This is a genomic window from Microbispora corallina (assembly GCF_016863035.1).
Classification (GTDB): Bacteria; Actinomycetota; Actinomycetes; order Streptosporangiales; family Streptosporangiaceae; genus Microbispora; species Microbispora corallina.
Genome location: NZ_BOOC01000003.1, coordinates 501528 through 522505, shown reverse-complemented (window position 1 = coordinate 522505; position 20978 = coordinate 501528). Strand labels below are relative to the sequence as shown.

The window sequence follows — 20978 nt, the reverse complement described above, 5'->3', positions numbered from 1 at the left end:
AGGCCGTCGCCGAGAGGGCACGGCCGCGACGCCGCCGTCACGAGGGGGACGGGCCGTCCCCCGGGAACGGGATCCCCGGCTGGAGGTCGCACCACGACGAGTGCACCTCCTGGCCGTTGCCGTTACGGATCACCACGTCTCCGCGGCAGTTCTGAGGCATGCCCACACCGGTCACGGGCCACGCCTCCCGTACGGTGAGCCGGGCGGAGACCGGGTACCGGCCGGTCGCGCCGAGCAGGGCGGCGACCTGGTCCCTGGTGAGCGCCGCCTGCCGGTCCTGCCCCACCCGCTCCGCCGGCACCACGGCCACGCCCACCTCGTGGCGGCCCTTCAGATCCCGGCCCGAGTGGTCCGTCCAGGAACGGAGGCGGTCCACGTGATCGCTCTGGATGCCGCACGGGCCCTGGTCGATCAGGTCGCCGTCCAGCCACAGGAACACGTAGGACGGCACGCGGCAGGCGACCTGGACGGTCGCCGGCCCGCTGCCGCCCGTGTACGGGTACGTCCGCACGAGCCCCCCGGTCCCGATCTCCTCGTCCAGCACCACCCTGCCGTCCGGTATGTACATCACCGAGGGGGTGGGCGCCGGCGAGGCCGGGGTGGCGATCCAGGTGTCGTCCGCGGCCACCGGGATCGTCCTCGGGGCGAGCGCCACCGCGGCCACCCCCGCGGCGAGCGCGACGCCCGCGGCCGCGCGGCGGCGGCGCATCCGGCGGACACGGCGGCCGACGTCCGCCACGGTCACCCGCCCCGGCGGTCCGGCGGAGTCCCCCGCCAGCAGGTCGCGCAGCTCGGTCTCGGTCATCGTCATGTCAGCCCTCCAGGCTCATGGCGGAGCGGGCGGCGGGATCGACGCGGAGCCGCGCCAGCGCCCTGCTGGCCTGGCTGCGGACGGTCGCGGGCGTGCAGCCGAGGATCTCGGCGATCTCGGGATCCCCGAGATCGGCGAAGTAGCGCAGAACGATCACCGCTCGCTGACGCGGCGGCAGGCAGGCGAGGGCCTGCCGTACGGCGGCCCGGGAGCCGAGCGCGTCGGCGGCGTCGGCGACGGCGGGCTCTGGCGGCGAGGCCGTCGGCTGCTCGCCGCGCCAGCGTCTGCGCCACCAGGTGGCGTGGGTGTTGGCCAGGATGCGGTAGACGTACGGGTCGGGGTCGTCGCCGACCCTGCGCCAGGCCGTCCACGCCTTGGCCAGGGCGGTCTGCACCAGGTCCTCGGCGGTGGCCCAGTTGCGGCACAGCAGGTAAGCCGTCCGGAGCAGGCGGTCCGAGCGCTGCTCGACGTAGCGTTCGAAGTCGGCCCGGTCGCGCATGGGAGCCCCTCGTCGATCGGTGAACGGTCACCGATGACTACTCTTCGGGCCCGCGCCCGTGTTGCCGCGCGGAGGGGATTCGCCGGGAAGACGTCAGGGGAGGTAGCGGCCGCGCTCGTGGCCGAGGCCGTGGCGGCGCTCGCGCCACCACTCGCTCCAGGCGAACCAGTCCCGCTTGATCGGCCCGGCCTGCGAGTCGCCGATGATCTTCACGTCGCCCATGAGGACGAACGCCTTGACCCGGACGACCGGGGCGTTGTGGCCGGGCGGCGCCTCGACGACCCTGACCTTCTTGTCCCCCATGATCGTCACGCCGGACAGCTCGACGTCGACGCCGTCCGGGACGATGACCTTGATGTCACCCATCACGCAGGTGGCGAGGATGTCCACCTCGGGCGTGCGCACCTCGGCCTGGCGCAGGTCGAGCGTGACGTCGCCCATCACGGACACGGCGGCGATCTCCTGGTCGATCCGCCACTTGCCGTGGCGCTTCGCGTCGCCCATGACCGCGACGATCCAGGTCCGCACCTTGCCCGGCTGACGCTGCGGCAGGGCCGAGGAGGGCTGCGGCGCCGGCGGCGCGACGGGGGCGGCGCCCGGCAGGTCGGACGTGAGCTGGGCGAGCTCGGCGTGGGTCTGGGCCAGGTAGGCCGCCTCGGTGCGCTCGGTGAGCTCGGCGAGCGTCAGCCGTCCCTCGACGGACGCCTCGCGGAGCCGCTCCACGACGGTCTCCCGCTCGGCGTCGGAAGCACGCATACCACCCGGATCATTCACGACGTCTACCGTAACGCGTGATCGGCGCCCGACCCATCCTCCCTGGGAACGAATCCCCTCTCCCCCGGACGGGCTTCCCTGACCGCTGTGTGAGCATGGAGAAGTGACCCGCAGCAAGCTTCTGGAGGCGATCGCGGGAGGGGACCTGTCGCGGGTGGCGGCCCTGCTGCACCCGGACACGGCCCTGAACCCCGCCCAGGGCAGCACGCCGCTGTACCGGGCGGCGATGCGCGGCGACCAGGAGATCGTGCGGCTGCTGCTGGAGTACGGCGCGGACCCCGACCAGCCGAGCGGCGGCGACGAGGAGGGGCTGCCGCTGTGCGCGGCGGCCTGCTGGAACCACGCCGAGACCGTCCAGGCGCTGCTCGACGGCGGCGCCGACCCCGACGCCCGGGAGGCCGGGGGCTGGACGGCCCTGCTGTGGGCGGCCGCGAACGGCAACCTGGCGTCCGCCGACATCCTGCTCGACGCGGGAGCCACGCCGGACCTGGCGGACGACGAGGGCGACACCCCGCTGACGCTGGCCGCCCGTTACGGCGCGTACGGCATCGTGTGGTCGCTGCTGGAGCACGGGGCGGACCCCTCCCTGCCGGGGACGGACGGCGCGGCCCCGCTCGAGATCGCCCGCCGGTGGGCGGCGGCCGACCTGGAGGCGGCCCTGCGCGCCGAGGCGGCCGCGCAGGTGGAGGGCGAGTGCACGCTGCTCGTCGGGAGGAGCAGGGCCGCGGACGGCACCCAGCTCGTCACGGTCGAGGCCAGGCGGCCCGACGGGTCAGGGTACGGCCTGACCCGGCAGCTGGGCCACGCCGCCGTGGCCACCGTGCTGGAGACGGCGCTGGGCGTCCGGCCGTCCGCCGGGGAGCTGCTGCGGCGGGTGCTGCCGTACCGGGAGCTGGACGGGGAGGACGAGACCTGGTGGGCCGCCGTGTACGCGCTGCGGCAGCGGCACGACGACGAGACGTTCGCCGCGGCGGCCCGGCTGTGCGAGGGCGACGACCCCGTGGGCCGCGAGTTCGGCGCCGACGTGCTGGCCGAGTTCGGCCAGGAGGGACGCGGCTCCTACCACGAGCGCACGCTGCCGCTGCTGCGGGAGATGGCCCGGCGCGAGGACGACCCGCAGGTCCTCGACGCGGTCCTGCACGCCCTGGGCCACCACGCCGACGAACGGGCGCTGCCCGAGGTGCTGGCGGTCGTGGAGCGGCCCGGCCGCCGGCCGACCGTGAGCGACGCCATGGCGCTCGCGGCCGTCCTGCCGCCGGACGACGACGAGGGGCTGGCCGCGCTGGTGCGGCTGAGCGAGTGCCCGGACGACGAGGTGCGCGACTGGGCCACCATGGCCGTCGCCGGGCTGGCCGCCGACACGCCCCGGATCCGGGAGGCGCTGGCCGCCCGGCTCGGCGACCCCGACCCGGCCACGGCGGCGGAGGCGGCGCACGGGCTCGCGGCCCGGGGGGACAGGCGGGCCATCGAGGGCATCCACCGGGTGCTGTGCGAGACGCGCCGCCTGCCCGGCGACCAGTCGTACGCGCGGGAGCTGGCCCTGGAGGCGGCCCAGGAGCTCGGGCTGGAGATCTCCGGCTCGTGACCGCCGCGACCCGGGTGTTCCAGCCGTGCGCGGGGAGTGCTGAGATGGAGTCCGGACGGCGACAGGAGGACCCCCCGTGACCCACGACGTGACCAACCAGGTGCCCCCGCTGACCGGCCACGACGTGGCCGCCGACCCCGCGCTGCTGGAGGGCCTGGCCAGGGAGGGCGCCGACTGGGCCGTGGGGGAGCTGCGCCAGCTCGGCCTGCTGGCGGGCTCGGCGCGGGCGCAGGAGTGGGGCCGGCTGGCCAACGAGCACCCGCCGGTGCTGCGCACGCACGACCGGTACGGCCACCGGATCGACGAGGTCGAGTTCCACCCGGCCTGGCACGAGCTGATGTCGGTCGCCGTCGAGAACGGCCTGCACGCGGCCCCCTGGACGTCCGCCAGGCCCGGCGCGCACGTCGCCCGGGCGGCCAAGTTCCACGTCTGGTCACAGGTGGAGGCGGGGCACGGCTGCCCGATCTCCATGACGTACGCGGCCGTCGCGGCGCTGCGGCACTCCCCCGCGCTGCGGGCCGAGTGGGAGCCGCTGCTGGCCTCCCGGACGTACGACTTCGGGCTGCGGCCGCCGCTGGACAAGCGCGGCGTGCTGGCCGGCATGGCGATGACGGAGAAGCAGGGCGGCTCCGACGTGCGGGCCAACACGACCCGGGCCGAGCCGCTGGCGGACGGCACCTTCGCTCTGACCGGGCACAAGTGGTTCAACTCGGCCCCGATGTGCGACGCGTTCCTGGTGCTGGCCCAGGCCCCCGGCGGGCTGTCGTGCTTCCTGCTCCCCCGCGTGCTGCCGGACGGCACCCGCAACGCGATGCGGCTGATGCGGCTGAAGGACAAGCTGGGCAACAGGTCGAACGCCTCCGCCGAGGTCGAGTACGAGGGCGCGGTCGCCCACCTCGTCGGCGAGGAGGGCCGCGGCGTCCGCACGATCATCGAGATGGTCAACATGACCCGGCTCGACTGCGTGATCGGCTCGGCCGCCGGCATGCGGTACGGCCTCACCCAGGCCCTCCACCACGCCCGGCACCGCAGGGTATTCGGCAGGGAGCTGGCCGACCAGCCGCTCATGCGGGCCGTGCTGGCCGACCTCGCGCTGGAGTCGGAGGCCGCGACCGCGCTGATGACGCGGCTGGCCGGGGCGACCGACCGGGCGGTCCGCGGGGACGCGGGCGAGGGCCTGTTCCGGCGGTCCGCGCTCGCCGCCGCCAAGTACTGGATCTGCAAGCGGGCGCCGGTCCACGCGGCCGAGGCGCTGGAGTGCCTCGGCGGCAACGGGTACGTCGAGGAGTCGCAGATGCCGCGGCTGTTCCGGGAGTCGCCGCTGAACGGCGTCTGGGAGGGCTCGGGCAACGTGGCGGCGCTCGACCTCATGCGGGTGATGGCGCGCGAGCCGGAGGCGGTGGACGCCTTCTTCGCCGAGGTGGCCCTCGCCGGCGACCGCCGGGTGGCGGACGCCTCCGAGCGCCTGCTCAAGCGGCTCGCGTCGGCGGGCGAGGCCGACGCCCGCCGGGTGGCCGAGGAGATGACCCTGGTCCTCCAGGCGTCCCTGCTGGTGCGGCACGCGCCCGCCGCCGTGTCCGACGCGTTCTGCGCCTCCCGCCTGTCGGGCGACTGGGGGCGGGCGTTCGGCACGCTGCCCGCCGGGCTCGACCTGGAGGCCGTGATCGAGCGCGCCGGGCGGCCCGGCGTATGAGGGCCGGCGGGCGACGGCGCGGTGAATAGGCGGTCACCGGACGGCTACACCCGCGACATCCGGAGGAAACAGCCCAGCGCTGTCATGAAGGGGACTCACCGCCCGGCGGTGGGGCGCACCTAGGGTTCCGTTCGGCTGGTCCGAGAGGTGCAGGCGGCCGGCGACGGCCGCTCCACGGCGGGACAAAAGCCCGGGAGGCCGCGGTCCCTGGACCCGGCGACCGTACGCGGACAGTCCGCGGACGCGTTCACGGGCATGGGATCGCACGCAGTCGAAGAGCCGCCGCCCGCACGGGCGGCGGGAGACCGCACGCCTCCCTGGCTGAGGCCTTCCCTACAGGAGTGCCGTGGGACACCTCCACAGCAACTACGGTCCCGAAGCCCGCTACGCCGTCGAGCGCGAGGCCGAGCTCCCCACCACGATGCACGAGCGCGAGATCCGGCGGGGTCTCGAGCTCGGCCTCCAGGGGGCCGACTCGATCGTCGACCGGAGCATCCCGACGTTCTCCCGCGGCGAGCTGCCGCACTTCGCCGGGATCAACACCTTCCTCAAAGCGCCGTACGTCGAGGACGTGCGGCGCTGCGGGGAATACGACGTGGCCGTGCTGGGCGCGCCGTTCGACGGCGGCACCACCTACCGCTCCGGCACCCGGTTCGGCCCGCAGGGCATCCGCAAGATCTCCGCGCTGTACGGCCCCTACAGCTTCGAGCTGGGCGTCGACCTGCGGGAGTCGATCACGATCTGCGACCTCGGCGACATCTTCACCATCCCCGGGAACATCGAGAAGACCTTCGACCAGATCAGCAAGGGCGTCGCGCACGTCTTCGAGAGCGGCGCCTTCCCCGTGGTGCTCGGCGGGGACCACTCGATCGGGTACCCGACCGTCCGCGGCGTGGCCCAGCACGTGCAGGGCAACGTCGGGATCATCCACTTCGACCGGCACGTCGACACCCAGGAGACCGACCTCGACGAGCGGATGCACACCACGCCGTGGTTCCACGCCACGGACATCCCGAACGTGCCGCCCAAGAACCTCGTCCAGATCGGCATCGGCGGCTGGCAGGCCCCCCGCCCCGGCGTCAAGGTCGGCAGGGAGCGCGGCACCACGATCATGACGGTGACCGACTGCGTCGAGATGGGCATCGAGACGGCCGCCGAGCGGGCCCTCGACGTGGCCTGGGACGGCGCCGACGCCGTCTGGCTCTCCTTCGACGTCGACTGCCTCGACGCGGCCTTCGTCCCCGGAACCGGCTGGCCCGAGCCCGGCGGGTTCCTCCCCCGCGAGGTGCTCAAGTTCATCCAGCTCATCGCCGACGCCCGGCCGCTCGCCGGGATCGAGGTGGTCGAGTGCTCCCCGCCGTACGACAACGCGGAGATCACCTCGCTCATCGCCACCCGCGTGATCTGCGACACCCTCGGGTGCCTGGTCCGCGCGGGCCATCTCCCCAAGAAGAAGGGGGCCGCCTCATGACGCCCCGCCGTCGCCTCACCGCCGTCCTCACGCTCGTCCTCGCGCTCGCCCTGGGCGCGGGGTGCGCCTCACCGGCGAGAACGCCGGCCGCCTCGCCCGGAGGCGCGATCACGCTGGGCTTCAGCGCCTGGCCCGGCTGGTTCCCCTGGCAGGTGGCCGAGGAGCGGGGCCTGTTCCGCGCGAACGGGGTGAACGTCGAGCTCAAGTACTTCGACAGCTACACCGACTCGCTCAACGCCCTGGCCACCGGGAAGATCGACGCCAACAGCCAGACGCTGAACGACACGCTCGCCTCGGTCGCCGGGGGCGCCAAGCAGAGCATCGTGCTGGTCAACGACAACTCGACCGGCAACGACCAGATCATCGCCAGGTCCGGGATCTCCTCGCTCGCCGACCTGAAGGGCAAGACGGTGGCGGCCGAGCAGGGCACGGTCGACCACTACCTGCTCCTGCTGGCGCTGAAGAAGGCCGGGCTCACCGAGGCCGACGTGAAGTTCCAGCCGCTGGCGACCGACGCGGCCGCGGCCGCCTTCGTCGCCGGCCAGGTGGACGCCGTGGGCGTGTTCGCGCCGTTCACCACGACGGCGCTGAAGCGGCCCGGCAGCAGGGCGATCGCGACCTCGGCCGACTTCCCCGGCGCGATCCCCGACCACCTCGTGGTCACGCGGGACCTGCTCGGCCGTGACCCCAAGGCCGTCCAGGGGCTGGTGAACACCTGGTTCGACACGATCGCGTGGATCAGGGACCACCGGGCCGAGGCCATGGAGATCATGGCCAAGCGGGCCGGCGTGGGCGTGCCCGACTACGAGTCGTACGACAAGGGGACGACGATCTTCACGCTCGACCAGAACCGGGCGGCGTTCGGCGGCGACCTGACGGCAAGCGCGCGGCAGATCTCGGACTTCCTGGTGGCGTCCGAGCTGGTGGACGCGCCGCCGCCGCTCGACGGCCTGTTCGCCCCCCAGTTCGTCCAGGCGGTGCAGCCGTGAGCCGGGCCGAGCCGATGGTCGCCGAGGAGGGCCGTCAGGCCGCCGAGACCGGGGTCCAGGGCGGGCCGCCCGAGCCGCCGCTCCCCCCGCCCGCCCGGATCCGGCTGCTCACCACCTCGGTCTCCCCCCGTACGGCCTGGATCCTGCGGGCCGTGTCGATCCTCGGCCCGGTGACGGCGTGGTGGGCGCTGAGCGCGACCGGGATGGTCGACCCGACGTTCCTGCCGTCCCCCTCGGCCGTCTGGTCGGCCGCGGTGGACATGGCGGGCACCGGCGACCTGCCGTCCGACCTGCTGGCGAGCCTGGGCCGGATCGGGGCCGGCTTCGGCCTGGCCGTGCTGATCTCCGTGCCGGTCGGGTTCGCGATGGGGACGCTCGGGTGGGCGCAGCCGCTGCTCGAACCCGTCATCGGCATCCTGCGCTACCTGCCCGCCTCGGCGTTCATCCCGCTGCTGATCATCTGGCTGGGCATCGGGGAGCCGTCCAAGATCGCCCTGCTCGTGCTGGGCGTGGTGTTCTTCAACACGCTGATGACCGCCGACGTGGTGCGGCAGGTGCCGCACCGGCTGCTGGAGGTCTCGGCGACCCTCGGCGCGTCGCGGCTGCGGGTGGCGTCGCGGGTCGTGCTCCCCCACGCGCTGCCGGGGATCATCGACGCGATGCGGGTGAACGCAGCCGCGGCCTGGAACTTCGTGGTGGTCGCCGAGCTGGTGGCCGCCACGTCCGGGCTCGGCTACCGGATCACCCGGGCCCAGCGGTTCCTGCAGACCGACCGGATCTTCGCGATCCTCGTCGTCATCGGGCTGATCGGGCTCACGATCGACGTCGCGCTGCGGCTGCTGCGCACCCGCGTGGGGAGGTGGACGCGGTGACGGCCGGGCTGCGCGTCGAGGCGCTCGGCAAGGAGTTCGTCCCCGGGCGGCCGGTCCTCCAGGACGTGGACGTCTCGGTGGCGCCCGGCGAGTTCGTCTGCGTGGTCGGCGCCAGCGGCTCCGGCAAGTCGACGCTGCTGTGCCTGATCGCCGGGCTGTCGCGGCCCTCGACCGGGCGGGTGCTCCTCGACGGCCACGAGGTGCTGGGGCCCGGACCCGACCGGGGTCTGGTGTTCCAGACCGCGTCCCTGTTCCCCTGGCGGGACGTGGCCCGCAACGTCGCGTTCGGGCTGGAGGCGCTTGGCGTGCCCAGGGCCGCCCGGCAGGAGCGGGTGCGGTGGCTGCTCGACGAGGTGGGCCTCGCGCACCTCGCGGGGGCCCTGCCCGGCCGCCTGTCCGGCGGGCAGCAGCAGCGCGTGTCGATCGCCCGCGCGCTGGCCTGCGCGCCGCGGGTACTGCTGCTCGACGAGCCGTTCGGCGCGCTCGACGTGCAGACCAAGGAGGACATGCAGCTGTTCATCCGCCAGGTGTGGCAGGACGTGCCGAGCGCGGCCGACGGCGCCGCCACCGGCCCGGCCCGGCGCTCCACGGTGGTCATGGTCACCCACGACGTCGAGGAGGCCGTCTTCCTCGGTCAGCGGGTGCTCGTGCTGTCGAGCGACCCCGGGCGGATCAGCCAGGACATCGCCATCGACCTGCCGGAGCCGCGCTCGCTGGAGGTCAAGCGGACCCCGGAGTTCCTGAAGATCAAGGCCGCGGTGGAGGACCTGGTCAGGGCCGAGCACCGCGCCCACCAGGCCCGCCTGTCCCCGTGACCGGCGCCCGCGAGCGGCCCGGGGCCGCTCGCGGGCGTATGGAGGGCCTCAGAGGGCGCGCGGGGGTCTGAATGGCGTCGGGGGGGCGTCGGGGGGCGTCGTTCACCGTGCCTCCTCCGGACGGCGCTAGGGTCGTCGGTGGATATGGCTCACTAGTGAAGGGAATCGCCATGGCGACCACTCGTACCGCGACGACGCAGTGGAAGGGCGCGCTGCTCGACGGCTCGGGCGTCGTGTCGCTCGACACCTCCGGCGTCGGCACCTTCGACGTCTCCTGGGCGTCGCGTGCGGAGCAGGCCAACGGGAAGACCAGCCCCGAGGAGCTGATCGCCGCGGCCCACTCGTCGTGCTTCTCGATGGCGCTGTCGCACGGCCTCGCCCAGGCGGGCACGCCGCCGCAGTCGGTCGAGACCCGGGCCGACGTGACCTTCCAGCCCGGCGAGGGGATCACGGGGATCGTCCTCACGGTCCGCGCCCAGGTGCCCGGGATCTCCGCTGAGGACTTCCAGCAGGCGGCCGAGACGGCCAAGGCCAACTGCCCGGTCAGCAAGGCGCTCGCCGGCACCACGATCTCGCTGAACGCCGAACTGATCGGCTGATCGGCGCACGGGCCCCCGCCGGGACGCGGTTCCGGCGGGGGCTTCGACGTGCTCGCCCGGTACGACCCGGCATCCTCCCAGGTGCGCGAATGGCCCGGGGGGTGGAGAATGATGTCACATGCGTGAAGTTTGGCCTGGAGAGCCGTACCCACTCGGCGCCACCTGGGATGGTGTGGGCACCAATTTCTCGGTGTTCTCGGAGGTGGCCGAGCGGGTCGAGCTGTGCCTGTTCGACGACGCGGGCGAGGAGACCCGGGTCGACCTGCCCGAGGTCGACGGGTTCGTCTGGCACGGCTACCTGCCGGGGATCATGCCCGGCCAGCGGTACGGCCTGCGCGTGCACGGGCCGTACCAGCCCGACCACGGCCACCGCTGCAACCCCGGCAAGCTCCTGCTGGACCCGTACGCCAAGGCCATCGAGGGCTCGGTCCGGTGGAACGAGTCGCTGTTCTCCTACCAATTCGCCGACCCGGGGCGGCTGAACACCGACGACTCCGCCCACTACATGCCGAAGAACGTGGTCGTCAACCCTTTCTTCGAATGGGGCAACGACCGCCCGCCCCGCATCCCGTACCACGAGACCGTGATCTACGAGGCGCACGTGCGCGGCCTCACGATGCGCCACCCGCAGGTGCCGGAGGAGCAGCGCGGCACGTACGCCGGGCTCGCCCACCCGGCGGTCGTCGAGCACCTGCAGTCGATCGGGGTGACGGCGGTCGAGCTGATGCCGGTCCACCAGTTCGTGCCGGAGCACTTCCTGGTCGCGCGCGGGCTCACCAACTACTGGGGCTACAACACGATCGCCTACCTGGCCCCGCACAACGCCTACTCCAGCGCCGGGCAGCGGGGCGAGCAGGTCCAGGAGTTCAAGGCGATGGTCCGGGCGCTGCACGAGGCGGGGATCGAGGTCATCCTCGACGTCGTCTACAACCACACGGCCGAGGGCGACCACATGGGCCCGACCGTGGGCTTCCGCGGCATCGACAACGTCGCCTACTACCGGCTGCGCGACGAGGACCGGCGCTACTACCTCGACTACACCGGCTGCGGCAACTCGCTGAACGTCCGCTCGCCCCACGCGCTCCAGCTGATCATGGATTCGCTGCGCTACTGGGTGCAGGACATGCACGTGGACGGCTTCCGCTTCGACCTCGCCGCGGCCCTCGCCCGTGAGCTCCACGACGTGGACCGGCTGAGCGCGTTCTTCGACCTGATCCAGCAGGACCCGGTGATCTCGCAGGTCAAGCTCATCGCCGAGCCCTGGGACGTCGGCCCCGGCGGCTACCAGGTCGGCAACTTCCCGCCCCTGTGGACCGAGTGGAACGGCAAGTACCGCGACTCGGTGCGCGACTTCTGGCGCGGCGACGGCAGGACGCTGCCCGAGTTCGCCTCGCGCCTGACCGGGTCGAGCGACCTGTACGCCACCAGCGGCCGCCGGCCGGTCGCCTCGATCAACTTCGTGACCTGCCACGACGGGTTCACCCTCACCGACCTCGTGTCGTACAACCGCAAGCACAACGAGGCGAACGGCGAGGGCAACCGCGACGGCACGGACGACAACCGCTCGTGGAACTGCGGCGCCGAGGGCCCGGTGGAGGACCCGGCGATCGTGGGGCTGCGCAGACGTCAGCGGCGCAACTTCCTGACCACGCTGTTCGTGTCCCAGGGCGTGCCGATGCTGCTGGCGGGCGACGAGTTCGGCCGCACCCAGAACGGCAACAACAACGCGTACTGCCAGGACAACGACATCTCCTGGACCGACTGGTCGCTGCTGCGGCAGGAGCGGGACTTACTGGACTTCGTCCGCCGCCTGAGCGACCTGCGGCGGCGGCACCCGGTCTTCCGCCGGCGCCGGTTCTTCCACGGCAGGGAGAAGGACGGCACCCGCGACATCGTGTGGCTCACCCCGTCGGGGGCGGAGATGACCGACGGCGACTGGCACACGGGGTACGCCAAGTCGCTGGCGGTGTTCGTCAACGGCGACGCGATCAGCGAGCCCGGCCCGCGCGGCGAGCGGATCAGGGACGACTCGTTCCTGCTGCTGGTCAACGGCCACCACGAGAACCTGACCTTCGCCCTCCCCGGGCCCGAGTACGGCCCGGGCTGGCGACCCGTCCTCGACACCGCGGACGAGCGGGTCCGCGACGATCCGTACGCCGACGACGCGCTGACGGCCGGGGCGAAGGTGACGGTGACCGACCGCTCGATGCAGATCCTGCGCCGCATCGGGTGAGCGGGCCCCCGCGCGAACGGGCCCGGCACTGGCGGGACCCGCGGCTGCCGGACGTGGACCTGCTCCGGGCGACCTACGTGCACAAGACGTTCGCCCGGCACACCCACGACACGTTCGTCATCGCCGGGGTCGCGGAGGGGGTCGACGAGTTCCTCCACCGGGGCTCGCTCGAACGCGCAGGGCCCGGACAGGTCGCGCTGGTCAACCCGGACACCCCCCACACCGGTCACGCCGGGGTCCCCGGCGGCTGGCGTTACAGCGTGCTGTACCCGTCACCGGATCTGGTCGCCGCGATCGCCGCCGAGACGACCCGCGTCCGGGGGACGCCCGGCTTCGCCGTCCCGGTGGCCGACGACCCGCAGGCCGTGCGCCTCATCACGCGCGTCCTGGCGGCGGTCGAGGCCCGCAACCCGCTCGCGGCCGACACGCTGATGCGGCTCGCCGTCACCCGCCTGCTGCGCGCCCACGGAGCGCCGCTTCCCGCCAGGGCCGTGCGCGGCGCCGGCGCCCGGACGGCCGAGCGGGCCAGGGCCGTCCTGGAGGCGCGCCTCGCGGACCCGCCGTCCCTGGAGGAACTCGCAGCCGCCCTCGGCACCGGCCCCTTCGCCCTGATCCGCGCCTTCAAGCAGGCGTACGGCATGCCGCCGCACACGTGGCTGATCGACGCCCGGGTCCACCGGGCCTGCCGGCTCCTGGCGGAGGGGACGACGCCCGCCGACGCCGCCGCGGCCGTGGGCTTCACCGACCAGCCGCACCTGAACCGGCACTTCACCCGGATCGTCGGGGTGACCCCGGGGGCGTACAGGCGGGAGCGCAATTCCGTACAAGACGGGCCCGCGGCGGGGGCCTAGCCTCGGCCGGGTGACGACGGCACCGGTGGAGACGGGCCGTGCGGGACGGCCCCGCGCGGCGGTCGTGCGCGACGCCCTGGGAGTGGGGGTGGCGGTCGGCCTGTCCGGGTTCGCGTTCGGCGTGACCTCGGCGGGATCGGGCCTCGCCCTCGCGCAGACGTGCGCGCTGTCGCTGCTGGTGTTCACGGGGGCGTCGCAGTTCGCCCTGGTCGGCGCGCTGGCCGGAGGCGGGAGCCCCGCCGCGGCCGTCGCCGGCGCGCTGCTCCTGGGCGCGCGCAACGCCCTCTACGGCCTGCGGCTGGCCGGGCTCCTGCGCCTGCCGGGCGCCGTCCGTCCGCTGGCGGCGCACTGGGTGATCGACGAGACGACCGCCGTCGCACTGGCGCAGCCGGGCCGGGACGCCGCCCGGCTGGGGTTCACGGTGACGGGCGTGAGCCTGTTCGCCGTCTGGAACCTCTCGACGCTCCTCGGCGCGCTGGGCGCCTCCGCCCTCGGCGACCCGGCGGCGTGGGGGCTCGACGCCGCCGGGCCGGCCGCGTTCCTGGCGCTGCTCGGCCCGATGCTCCGCGGCGCGGACCGGGGGCGCGAGCGGGCCGCGGCCGCCCTCGCCGTGCCGGCGGCGCTCGTCTGCGTGCCGCTCCTGCCGCCCGGGGCGCCGGTGCTGGTGGCCGTGCTCGCGGCCCCCGCCGTCCTGGTCGTCTCCCACCTGCGCGCCCGCCGCGCCGGTGAGCGCCGCGCCGGCCCGGATGCGGGAGATCCGCGAGATTCGCGGAATTCGCCAGATTCCCGGGATTCGGGAGAGGAGGCGTCGTGAGCGTCTGGATCGCGATCGCCGTGACAGCGGCGGGGTGCTACGGGTTCAAGCTGCTCGGCCTGTCGGTCCCGGCGGCCGCGCTGGAACGGCCGCTGGTGCGCCGGATGGCCGCGCTCGTGCCCGTCGCCGCCCTGGCGGCGCTCGTCGCGCTGCAGGCCTTCGCCCACGGGCGCTCGCTGACCGTCGACGCCCGGGCCGCCGGTCTCGCCGCGGCCGCCGTGGCGCTGCTGCTGCGCGCGCCCTTCCTCGTGGTGATCGCGGTGGCCGTCGCCGTGACGGCCGCCGTGCGCGCCCTGGCGGGCTGACCGCCGCCCGGCCCTACTTCGCCAGGATGTCGTCGAGCTCGTAGACGACCGGCCGTTCCAGCTGCTCGTACGTGCACGAGGACGGCTCGCGGTCGGGCCGCCAGCGGCGGAACTGGGCGGTGTGGCGGAACCGGTCCCCCTCCATGTGGTCGTAGGCGACCTCGATCACGAGCTCGGGCCGCAAGGGGATGAACGACAGGTCCTTCTTGGCGTTCCACCGGGACACGGCGCCGGGCAGCCGCTGGCCCTGCGCGCCGCCCCCGGCCACCTCGGCCCAGTGGCCCCAGGGGTGGTCGCCCAGGTTCTCCAGCCGGTAGGGCGCGAGCTCCTCCACCAGCTCCTCGCGCCGCTTCATCGGGAACGAGGCGGCCACGCCCACGTGGTGGAGGCGGCCGTCCGGCGAGTAGAGGCCGAGCAGCAGCGATCCGACGATCGGGCCGGTCTTGTGCTCGCGGTAGCCGGCCACCACGCAGTCGGCCGTGCGCTCGTGCTTGACCTTGAACATCACCCGCTTGTCCGGCGTGTACGGCAGGTCGCCCGGCTTGACCACGATCCCGTCGAGGCCGGCGCCCTCGAACATGTCGAACCACTCGCCCGCCCGGCCCTCGTCCCGCGTGATCGGGGTGAGCCGCACCGACCGCCCGGCCCCCGCCATGACCTCCTCCAGCCGGGCGCGGCGGGCCGAGAACGGCGCCTCCATCAGGTCCTCGTCGCCGATCGCCAGCAGGTCGAAGGCCACGAACGACGCCGGCGTCGTCTCGGCCAGCATCCGCACCCGGGACGCGGCGGGGTGGATGCGCTGCTGCAGCGCGTCGAAGTCGAGCGACTGGCCGCGGATCAGCACGATCTCGCCGTCCACGACGCACTTCGGGGGCAGCTCGGCCTTGACCGCCTCGACCAGCTCGGGGAAGTAGCGCGTGAACGGCCGCTCGTTGCGGCTGCCCAGGTAGACCTCGTCGCCGTCGCGGAACACGATGCAGCGAAAGCCGTCCCACTTGGGCTCGTAGTAGAGCGAGCCGTCCTGCCGGGGCATCGCCTTGACCGCCTTGGCGAGCATGGGCGCGACCGGCGGCACGACCGGGAGGTCGAGCGCCTCCTCTGGGGCGGTCTCAGGCGGTGTGGTCATCGCGCGTCTCCCTGACGTAACGGCAGAACAGGAAGCCATCCTCCTCGATGACCTGGGCGAGCGCCATCGGAGTGAGAGAGGCCACGCCGTTCAGGATGCGGGCGGCGTCGCCGCCCACGAGCAGCGGGCTGACCGTCAGGGCGAGCTCGTCGACCAGCCCGGCGGCGGCGAGCTGGGCGTTGACCCGGGGGCCGCCCTCGCACAGGATCCTGCCGAGCCCGCGCTCGCGAAGCTCACGGACCGCCAGTGCCAGGTCGACGCGGTCGTCGCCCGCCACGATCACCTCCGCCCTCCTGCCCGCCTCGTCGCGGCGGTCCTTGGGCGCCGACTCCGTGGTGACGACGATCGTCCGGGCGTACGGCTCGGTCTCGGTGAACAGGGGGCCGCCGAGGTCGAGGTCGAGCCGCCGGGTGACGACGGCGATCGGCGGGGCGGGCGGCCGGCCCTCCCGCAGGGCCCGCCACGACTCGCGCGGCCGGGCCGGGCCGTACCCCTCGGTGCGGACGGTCGCGGCGCCGGCCATCACCACGTCGGAGAGGCCGCGCAACAGCCCGAAGATCCGCTTGTCCCCCTGGCTCGACAGGCCCTCGGAGCGGCCCTTCAGCCAGGCGGCGCCGTCGGTGCTCGCCACCATGTTGAGCCGGAGCCAGGCGTCCCGGGGATAGGCGTAGGCGGCGGCGAGATCGGGCTCGTCCTCGACGTCGGGGTGTATGCGGCGCACGCTCTCTACATTGGCACACGCCCCCGACAGACCGTCGCAGGCCTGTCAGGCCCGGCGGCGGCTCCACTCGTCCGCGGCGGACCTGGCGATGCGCTCCTGCTCCTCGATGACGGCCCGCAGCTCCGCCAGGTCGTCGCCGTCGACGGTTCGCGCGGCGCCGGCGGTCTCGGCGGCGTGCCCGAAGGGGCGCTCGCGGGTCGCCCACAGGCGTCCGGCGTCGCTGCGCAGGATCCGCCAGCCGTGAGGCGGGACGGAGTCGGATACTGCCCTCACGGGACAATTGCATCCGGTAATGATCACGGCCGCAACGCGGGGAGTGGTTTCTCCCCCGCGACGCGGCCTTCCGGGAGATCATTCACCCCACTCGGGTGGAAGATCCTTATACGCGGCTTCAGTCCGACGACGGCCGCGCCCTCGACGGCTGGACCCGCATCGGCTCGCCGGACATCTTCGGGATGCCTACGGCATGAGCGCTGTGCTGCCCTAGGAGCGTGGGGCCCCGCAGAGCGGGGTCCCACTTTCCTGGCTCGACAAGGCGGGACTACTGCCAACCCGTCCAGCCGCCCCCGGGGCTTGTCTGCCACTTGTAGTGCCACATGTTGTCGGGACCGTAGACGGCGATTCCCAGCTCCCCGTTGCCGCTCGTGGAACACCAGACCCCATTGCCGGAAGCGATGAGGCCACCCAGGCTGGCCCAGCCACTCCAGGAGCCGGCCGGCTTCAACTGCCATATGTGGTTGACATCCCCGCCGCGGGCCTTGACGAAGATCTCCAACCGGCCGTCCTTGTTCCGGTTGCCGCACCAGCCGTCGTGGATCTCTCCGCCGAGGCTCTGCCACGGGGACCAGGATCCGTCGGTGTTCTCCCACCGGTGCCAGAGTGCGCCGGGGTTGGTGGAGTACGTGGTCGCCGTGCCGACACGGAAGATCTCCGGCCCGCCCGCCCAGAATATGTTGTCCAGGGTCAGGTCCTGCCCGGACGTGGTGCACCAGGAACCGCTACAGTAATTGTCCGCAGTTGCCGGTGTCGCCTGCACCAGGCAACAGAGCAGGACAGCGGTGACCGCGACCGCCACACGTCTGCGAAGCATCTCCACTCCATTCGTTGGCATGGAGCCGGGAACGGCTCGGGCAGAGCATCGCGGACGTCGGTATAGGGCAGGTATAGGCCAGCCATATGCGCAGGTAGAACCGCTGTCACGAGTGGTTGCGCCAGCAGCGAGAGCCCGACCTATTGGTGTGCGTCCGTCGCAGGCGTTGAAGCGGTCTCGGCAAGCGGGAGTCGCAGGACGAACCGGGCACCTCGCGGGCTGTCCTCGATCCCCAGGCTTCCCCCGTGCATCTCGGCGATCTGCCGGGCGATTGCCAGGCCCAGTCCGCTGCCGGCGAGGTCCCGGGCGCGGGCAGCGTCGAGCCTGGTGAAGCGGTGGAACACTTTCTCACGCTGGGTCGGATCAATACCGGCGCCGTCGTCGAGCACCTCGAGCACGGCGACACCATGCCGGAACCGTTGATCGAAGGAGTCGCCGCTCGACTCACGCCGCACGCTGATCGTGACAACCGATTCCGCGTGCCGGAAAGCATTGTCGACGAGGTTGGTGAGGAGCCGACACAGCCGGGACTGGTCCCCGATCACCATGACTCCCGGTTCGAGCATGCACTCGATCGTCTTCGCCGCATGCCGAATCCGGCATTCTCGCTCGGTGAATTGGGCTAGATCGAGGCGTTTCTGAGAAAGTTCCGCTCCTGCATCCAACGCCGCCAGCGTCAGCAGGTCGTTCAGAATGTCCCAGATCCGGTCCAGGCTGCCCAGGAGGGTCGATCCCAACGCGGTCACGCTGGTCTCCCTGGGAGCGGCCAGTGCGACCTCTACCTGAGTGCGCATGGCGGTGATCGGAGTGCGCAGATCGTGAGAGACGTCGGACACCATCTGGCGCTCGCGTTGCAGCGCCGCCTCCAGTTGGCTCAGCGTGCGATTCACGCTGTCGGCCAGATCCTGAATCTCGTCATCGGTGCGCGGCACCGGCACCCTTCGGCCGGGACTGGTCGCGTTGATCTCATCCAGTTCTGCTCTGATGGCGATCACCGGTCGGAGCGAGACGGCGGTGAGCCGTCGGCCGAGCAAGGTGATGCCCGCGGTGAGCAGGACCGCGCCCCCGCCCACTACCGCGGCGAGTTGCGGATCGACCCATGGAGGGATCACCGGAGAGGCACTGTAGACGACGAAGGTGTCCTGGCCGTGATGGGCCCACTGCGCCGCCACGATGTTGCACTGGCCGTTGAAGACACCGTTACAGACGATCGAGGTGGCGACACGCTGATCGTGGGGGGTAAACCGCGCCATGGCCGGCTGCCCCTTCATTTGGGGGGTCGAGGCGACGACACGGCTCCGTGCGTCGACCACTTGCACATTGCGAGACGGGTGCAACGCCAGGGGGTACCCCACGATCTGGCCCCGCTCCACCTGCATCGCCACACGGCCACCCGCGACCACGAGTTCCTCGGTGAGCCATCGCGTGGCAAGACGCTGGACGGCGATCATGAGCAGCGCAGCCAGCAACGTCGACAGCAATGTGGCCACCCCAGCGGCGAACAGAGTGCTTCGCCGCTTGATCGACAACTGCCTCGCGCCCATCTCATGGCCCCTGAACACAGTGGACCACATGACCCGCGAAACGACGTGGATCGGGTCCTAATGGGGACATCAACCGCCGCTGGCACTGAAAGCCCGCATACTGACCGGACCGTCCGCGGCCTCCTCGCCGACGCCCGTCACTCGTTACGGAAAGCCGGAATTGGCGGGAAGATCACGACATCGATCGCGCTCACGGAGGAGCTACACCTTCTCCGACATCATTTCCCCCGCTAGAGGGCCTCGCCCTGCTGGGCTGCACGCGCATCGGCTCGCCGGGCATCTTCGGGATGCCTACGGTATGAGCGCTGTGCCGCCCCAGGAAAAGGCAGGTCACCTCGCAGCGGCAATCGCTATCTGGTGAGTATCACGCCGCCTCCGAGAGGACCCCCCGATGTCCGCCCCCGCACCCTACGCCTCCGGTCAGGTCCGGCCTGACCTCCGCCCGGGTCAGGTCCGGCCTGACCTCCGCCCGGGTCAGGTTCAGCCTGACCCCGAAACCACGAACAGCGCCCCAGCGACCACCGCCCCCGCCCAGGCCCCCCGCCAGCGCGACAAGCGCGTGACCGAGCCTGCCGAGCTCGCCGCGAACCTCGCCCGGTTCTTCAACCGGCTGGAGGACCACGCCGCCTCCGACCCCGCGAACCTCGTCCTGTTCGACGAGCTGCAGGCCTACCTCCGCGACTGCAAGCTCCGCGCGATCGCCCGCGCCGCGCGGGCCTGAAGTTGCGACGCTTCCTGCGAAAGGGCGGGGCCTGTGAAAGACGCTAGCACGACCGTCGGACAACGTCTCCGATCACTCCGCAACGAGCGCGGCTACAGCCAGGCCGAGCTCGCCCACCGGGCCGGCGTCAGCGTCGACCTCGTCTCGCTCCTCGAGCGGGACGTCCGCGAGTCGATGTCGTGGGCGTCCATGGTCAAGCTGGCCCGCGCGCTCGACGTCGACCCCGGTGTCATCGCCGGGAAGTCGCCGCAGCTCGACCCCGTGCCCGGCGCCGCGGTGCTCACCGTGCGGGACGCCGTCATCAGCCCTGACCTGTTGCCGGGCCTTCACCCGGACCACGACGGCGAACCCGCTTCCTCCGAGGACGTGTGGCGGCTGGTCGAGCGGGCGTACGGCGCGTACTTCGACGGCGAATTCGGGGTCCTGGCCGCCGACCTGCCGAACCTCATCAACGAGTGCCGGCTCCTGCAGACCGTCGACCCGGGCGCCGCCGCCGGGCCGCTGTCGCACGCCTGGCAGCTCGCCGGGTCCGTGCTCGTGCACACCGGCCGCGACGACGCCGCGGCCATCGCGGCGCGGCCCCTCTCCCGTAGAGCTGGGGAGGGGCCGCCTTCCGGAGCTGGCCCCGAGGTCTGACGGCGCTCACCTCGGGGCCACCCTCGTGCGGCCTGGCGTCGTAGCGTCGACCGTGATCCCTTTCCGGCATCGAAGTAAAGACAGTTAAGGTCAGAGGCATAACGTGCGTCCCCTGGGGCAGCATGTGCGCACGAATGTGCCGTTTGTATCCCTACCTTGACCCTGTAGGTGATCTAGCCTTATGCCCGATAGCGTGCCCGCGTTGATGGAACAGGTCCGGGCTGACCTCACACGGGCAGGATTCCACCTCCTCGGCGATTCACCGGACCCAGAAGGGGGGTGGGACGGTCTGCACGTGCGGGAGATCGACGACGGCGTGTCGATCAGGTGGCAGCCCTCCGACGGATTCGCCGCGCTCGCGTGCGAGCCGCCGGGGCCGGTAGCCAAAGAGCGCGTCGGAGACTTCGCCCTGCAGGATGCCGTACGGCTGGCGCTTGCGACCAGGCTCACCGAGCTTGGGTACACCGTGGCTGTTCGCCGCGACACAGGCGATCTTGTGATCAGCCGGGACCGGCCTCTTGCCGGAACCGGGTCAGCTCAGCCCGGACAGGATCGCGCCGAACACGACGCAGAGCAGCAGGATCACCCCGACGGTGATCACGATCGGGATCAGCACGTTCTTGCTTAAGCCCTTGAAGTTCGACGCCCACTCGTCGAAGTTGCGCGGGTCGCCGTCGCCGCCTTCGAGATCTTCGATTCTGCGGAACATCCTCTACCTCCTCGTGGGTCGTCGCCTCACGGTCCCACCGTTCGACGCCCACGCAAAGGATTCGGTGCACAATGCGTATCCCTGGCGCTCCAGCGCGTAGATCACGCAGTACGGCAGCCG

At 72.4% G+C, this 20978-nt stretch carries 22 protein-coding genes and 1 riboswitch; of the genes, 13 read left to right on the top strand and 9 right to left on the bottom strand.

The genetic code is table 11. The annotated features are described in order from the left end of the window. Positions 1–37: 37 nt before the first annotated feature. The 3 genes from Mco01_RS06460 to Mco01_RS06450 form a co-directional block, all read right to left on the bottom strand. Entirely contained in the window at positions 38–811 is a 774-nt protein-coding gene (locus Mco01_RS06460; RefSeq protein ID WP_204055932.1) for a hypothetical protein, read from the bottom strand. Position 812: 1 nt separating this feature from the next. Next, positions 813–1310, bottom strand: a complete 498-nt coding sequence (locus Mco01_RS06455) for a SigE family RNA polymerase sigma factor (protein WP_204055931.1) — start codon at positions 1308–1310, stop codon at positions 813–815. A 93-nt stretch (positions 1311–1403) separates the two neighbouring features. Further along, positions 1404–2066: a DUF1707 SHOCT-like domain-containing protein gene (locus Mco01_RS06450; protein ID WP_239103381.1), complete on the bottom strand. Its 663-nt coding sequence runs from the start codon at positions 2064–2066 to the stop codon at positions 1404–1406. 121 nt (positions 2067–2187) lie between these two features. Between Mco01_RS06450 and Mco01_RS06445 the strand changes: the two genes are divergently transcribed. From Mco01_RS06445 to Mco01_RS06395, 11 genes are all read left to right on the top strand, one after another. Continuing rightward, positions 2188–3669 carry an ankyrin repeat domain-containing protein gene (locus Mco01_RS06445; RefSeq protein ID WP_204055929.1) on the top strand — a complete coding sequence of 494 codons (1482 nt, stop codon included), beginning with the start codon at positions 2188–2190 and terminating at the stop codon, positions 3667–3669. A 76-nt stretch (positions 3670–3745) separates the two neighbouring features. Beyond that, positions 3746–5362: an isovaleryl-CoA dehydrogenase gene (locus Mco01_RS06440; RefSeq protein WP_204055928.1), complete on the top strand. Its 1617-nt coding sequence runs from the start codon at positions 3746–3748 to the stop codon at positions 5360–5362. Between the two features lie 108 nt (positions 5363–5470). Then, positions 5471–5561: riboswitch (guanidine-I (ykkC/yxkD leader) on the top strand. A gap of 147 nt (positions 5562–5708) precedes the next feature. Next, positions 5709–6833, top strand: coding sequence for an agmatinase family protein (locus tag Mco01_RS06435; protein ID WP_051458784.1), 1125 nt, complete (start codon positions 5709–5711; stop codon positions 6831–6833). Then, positions 6830–7822 (top strand): ABC transporter substrate-binding protein, encoded by a 993-nt coding sequence (locus tag Mco01_RS06430; RefSeq protein ID WP_204055927.1) that lies wholly within the window; start codon positions 6830–6832, stop codon positions 7820–7822. Before Mco01_RS06435 ends, Mco01_RS06430 begins: the two co-directional genes overlap by 4 nt. Beyond that, positions 7819–8694 carry an ABC transporter permease gene (locus Mco01_RS06425; RefSeq protein WP_204055926.1) on the top strand — a complete coding sequence of 292 codons (876 nt, stop codon included), beginning with the start codon at positions 7819–7821 and terminating at the stop codon, positions 8692–8694. Before Mco01_RS06430 ends, Mco01_RS06425 begins: the two co-directional genes overlap by 4 nt. After that, a complete protein-coding gene (locus tag Mco01_RS06420; protein ID WP_204055925.1) occupies positions 8682–9509 on the top strand; it encodes an ABC transporter ATP-binding protein in 828 nt (275 codons plus the stop codon). Before Mco01_RS06425 ends, Mco01_RS06420 begins: the two co-directional genes overlap by 13 nt. Positions 9510–9679: 170 nt before the next feature. Continuing rightward, positions 9680–10108, top strand: a complete 429-nt coding sequence (locus tag Mco01_RS06415; RefSeq protein WP_036330178.1) for an OsmC family protein — start codon at positions 9680–9682, stop codon at positions 10106–10108. A 118-nt stretch (positions 10109–10226) separates the two neighbouring features. Beyond that, positions 10227–12341, top strand: a complete 2115-nt coding sequence (gene glgX, locus Mco01_RS06410; protein WP_204055924.1) for a glycogen debranching protein GlgX — start codon at positions 10227–10229, stop codon at positions 12339–12341. Further along, on the top strand, positions 12338–13192 hold the full coding sequence (locus Mco01_RS06405) for a helix-turn-helix domain-containing protein (RefSeq protein WP_204055923.1): 855 nt from the start codon (positions 12338–12340) through the stop codon (positions 13190–13192). Before glgX ends, Mco01_RS06405 begins: the two co-directional genes overlap by 4 nt. Before the next feature lie 10 nt (positions 13193–13202). Further along, positions 13203–14006 (top strand): AzlC family ABC transporter permease, encoded by an 804-nt coding sequence (locus Mco01_RS06400; RefSeq protein WP_239103380.1) that lies wholly within the window; start codon positions 13203–13205, stop codon positions 14004–14006. Then, entirely contained in the window at positions 14003–14311 is a 309-nt protein-coding gene (locus tag Mco01_RS06395; RefSeq protein ID WP_204055922.1) for an AzlD domain-containing protein, read from the top strand. Before Mco01_RS06400 ends, Mco01_RS06395 begins: the two co-directional genes overlap by 4 nt. A gap of 13 nt (positions 14312–14324) precedes the next feature. Here Mco01_RS06395 and Mco01_RS06390 read toward each other — a convergent pair whose 3' ends face one another. The 5 genes from Mco01_RS06390 to Mco01_RS06370 all read right to left on the bottom strand — a co-directional run bounded on the left by Mco01_RS06390 (position 14325) and on the right by Mco01_RS06370 (position 18792). Then, positions 14325–15437 (bottom strand): ATP-dependent DNA ligase, encoded by a 1113-nt coding sequence (locus tag Mco01_RS06390; RefSeq protein WP_051458786.1) that lies wholly within the window; start codon positions 15435–15437, stop codon positions 14325–14327. Continuing rightward, positions 15421–16158, bottom strand: a complete 738-nt coding sequence (locus tag Mco01_RS06385) for a pyrimidine reductase family protein (protein ID WP_204055921.1) — start codon at positions 16156–16158, stop codon at positions 15421–15423. Before Mco01_RS06385 ends, Mco01_RS06390 begins: the two co-directional genes overlap by 17 nt. A 45-nt stretch (positions 16159–16203) precedes the next feature. Continuing rightward, positions 16204–16431 (bottom strand): hypothetical protein, encoded by a 228-nt coding sequence (locus Mco01_RS06380; RefSeq protein WP_204055920.1) that lies wholly within the window; start codon positions 16429–16431, stop codon positions 16204–16206. Between the two features lie 268 nt (positions 16432–16699). Then, on the bottom strand, positions 16700–17248 hold the full coding sequence (locus tag Mco01_RS06375; protein WP_204055919.1) for a DUF8189 domain-containing protein: 549 nt from the start codon (positions 17246–17248) through the stop codon (positions 16700–16702). Positions 17249–17388: 140 nt separating this feature from the next. Further along, complete coding sequence (locus tag Mco01_RS06370) at positions 17389–18792, bottom strand: sensor histidine kinase (protein ID WP_204055918.1); 1404 nt, start codon at positions 18790–18792, stop codon at positions 17389–17391. Between the two features lie 559 nt (positions 18793–19351). Here Mco01_RS06370 and Mco01_RS06365 point away from each other — a divergent pair. Then, positions 19352–19513, top strand: coding sequence for a hypothetical protein (locus Mco01_RS06365; protein WP_204055917.1), 162 nt, complete (start codon positions 19352–19354; stop codon positions 19511–19513). A gap of 33 nt (positions 19514–19546) precedes the next feature. Continuing rightward, on the top strand, positions 19547–20149 hold the full coding sequence (locus tag Mco01_RS06360) for a helix-turn-helix domain-containing protein (RefSeq protein ID WP_204055916.1): 603 nt from the start codon (positions 19547–19549) through the stop codon (positions 20147–20149). A gap of 532 nt (positions 20150–20681) precedes the next feature. Here the strand turns inward: Mco01_RS06360 and Mco01_RS06355 are convergent. Next, entirely contained in the window at positions 20682–20858 is a 177-nt protein-coding gene (locus Mco01_RS06355; protein ID WP_204055915.1) for a hypothetical protein, read from the bottom strand. Positions 20859–20978 lie beyond the last annotated feature (120 nt).

What these genes read in the sequence shown, in the direction of transcription:
- Mco01_RS06460 (WP_204055932.1), bottom strand. Translation starts at nt 811, where the DNA reads ATGACGATGACCGAGACCGAGCTGCGCGACCTGCTGGCGGGGGACTCC.
- Mco01_RS06455 (WP_204055931.1), bottom strand. Translation starts at nt 1,310, where the DNA reads ATGCGCGACCGGGCCGACTTCGAACGCTACGTCGAGCAGCGCTCGGAC.
- Mco01_RS06450 (WP_239103381.1), bottom strand. Translation starts at nt 2,066, where the DNA reads ATGCGTGCTTCCGACGCCGAGCGGGAGACCGTCGTGGAGCGGCTCCGC.
- Mco01_RS06430 (WP_204055927.1), top strand. Translation starts at nt 6,830, where the DNA reads ATGACGCCCCGCCGTCGCCTCACCGCCGTCCTCACGCTCGTCCTCGCG.
- Mco01_RS06415 (WP_036330178.1), top strand. Translation starts at nt 9,680, where the DNA reads ATGGCGACCACTCGTACCGCGACGACGCAGTGGAAGGGCGCGCTGCTC.
- glgX (WP_204055924.1), top strand. Translation starts at nt 10,227, where the DNA reads ATGCGTGAAGTTTGGCCTGGAGAGCCGTACCCACTCGGCGCCACCTGG.
- Mco01_RS06390 (WP_051458786.1), bottom strand. Translation starts at nt 15,437, where the DNA reads ATGACCACACCGCCTGAGACCGCCCCAGAGGAGGCGCTCGACCTCCCG.
- Mco01_RS06375 (WP_204055919.1), bottom strand. Translation starts at nt 17,248, where the DNA reads ATGCTTCGCAGACGTGTGGCGGTCGCGGTCACCGCTGTCCTGCTCTGT.
- Mco01_RS06370 (WP_204055918.1), bottom strand. Translation starts at nt 18,792, where the DNA reads ATGGGCGCGAGGCAGTTGTCGATCAAGCGGCGAAGCACTCTGTTCGCC.
- Mco01_RS06355 (WP_204055915.1), bottom strand. Translation starts at nt 20,858, where the DNA reads ATGTTCCGCAGAATCGAAGATCTCGAAGGCGGCGACGGCGACCCGCGC.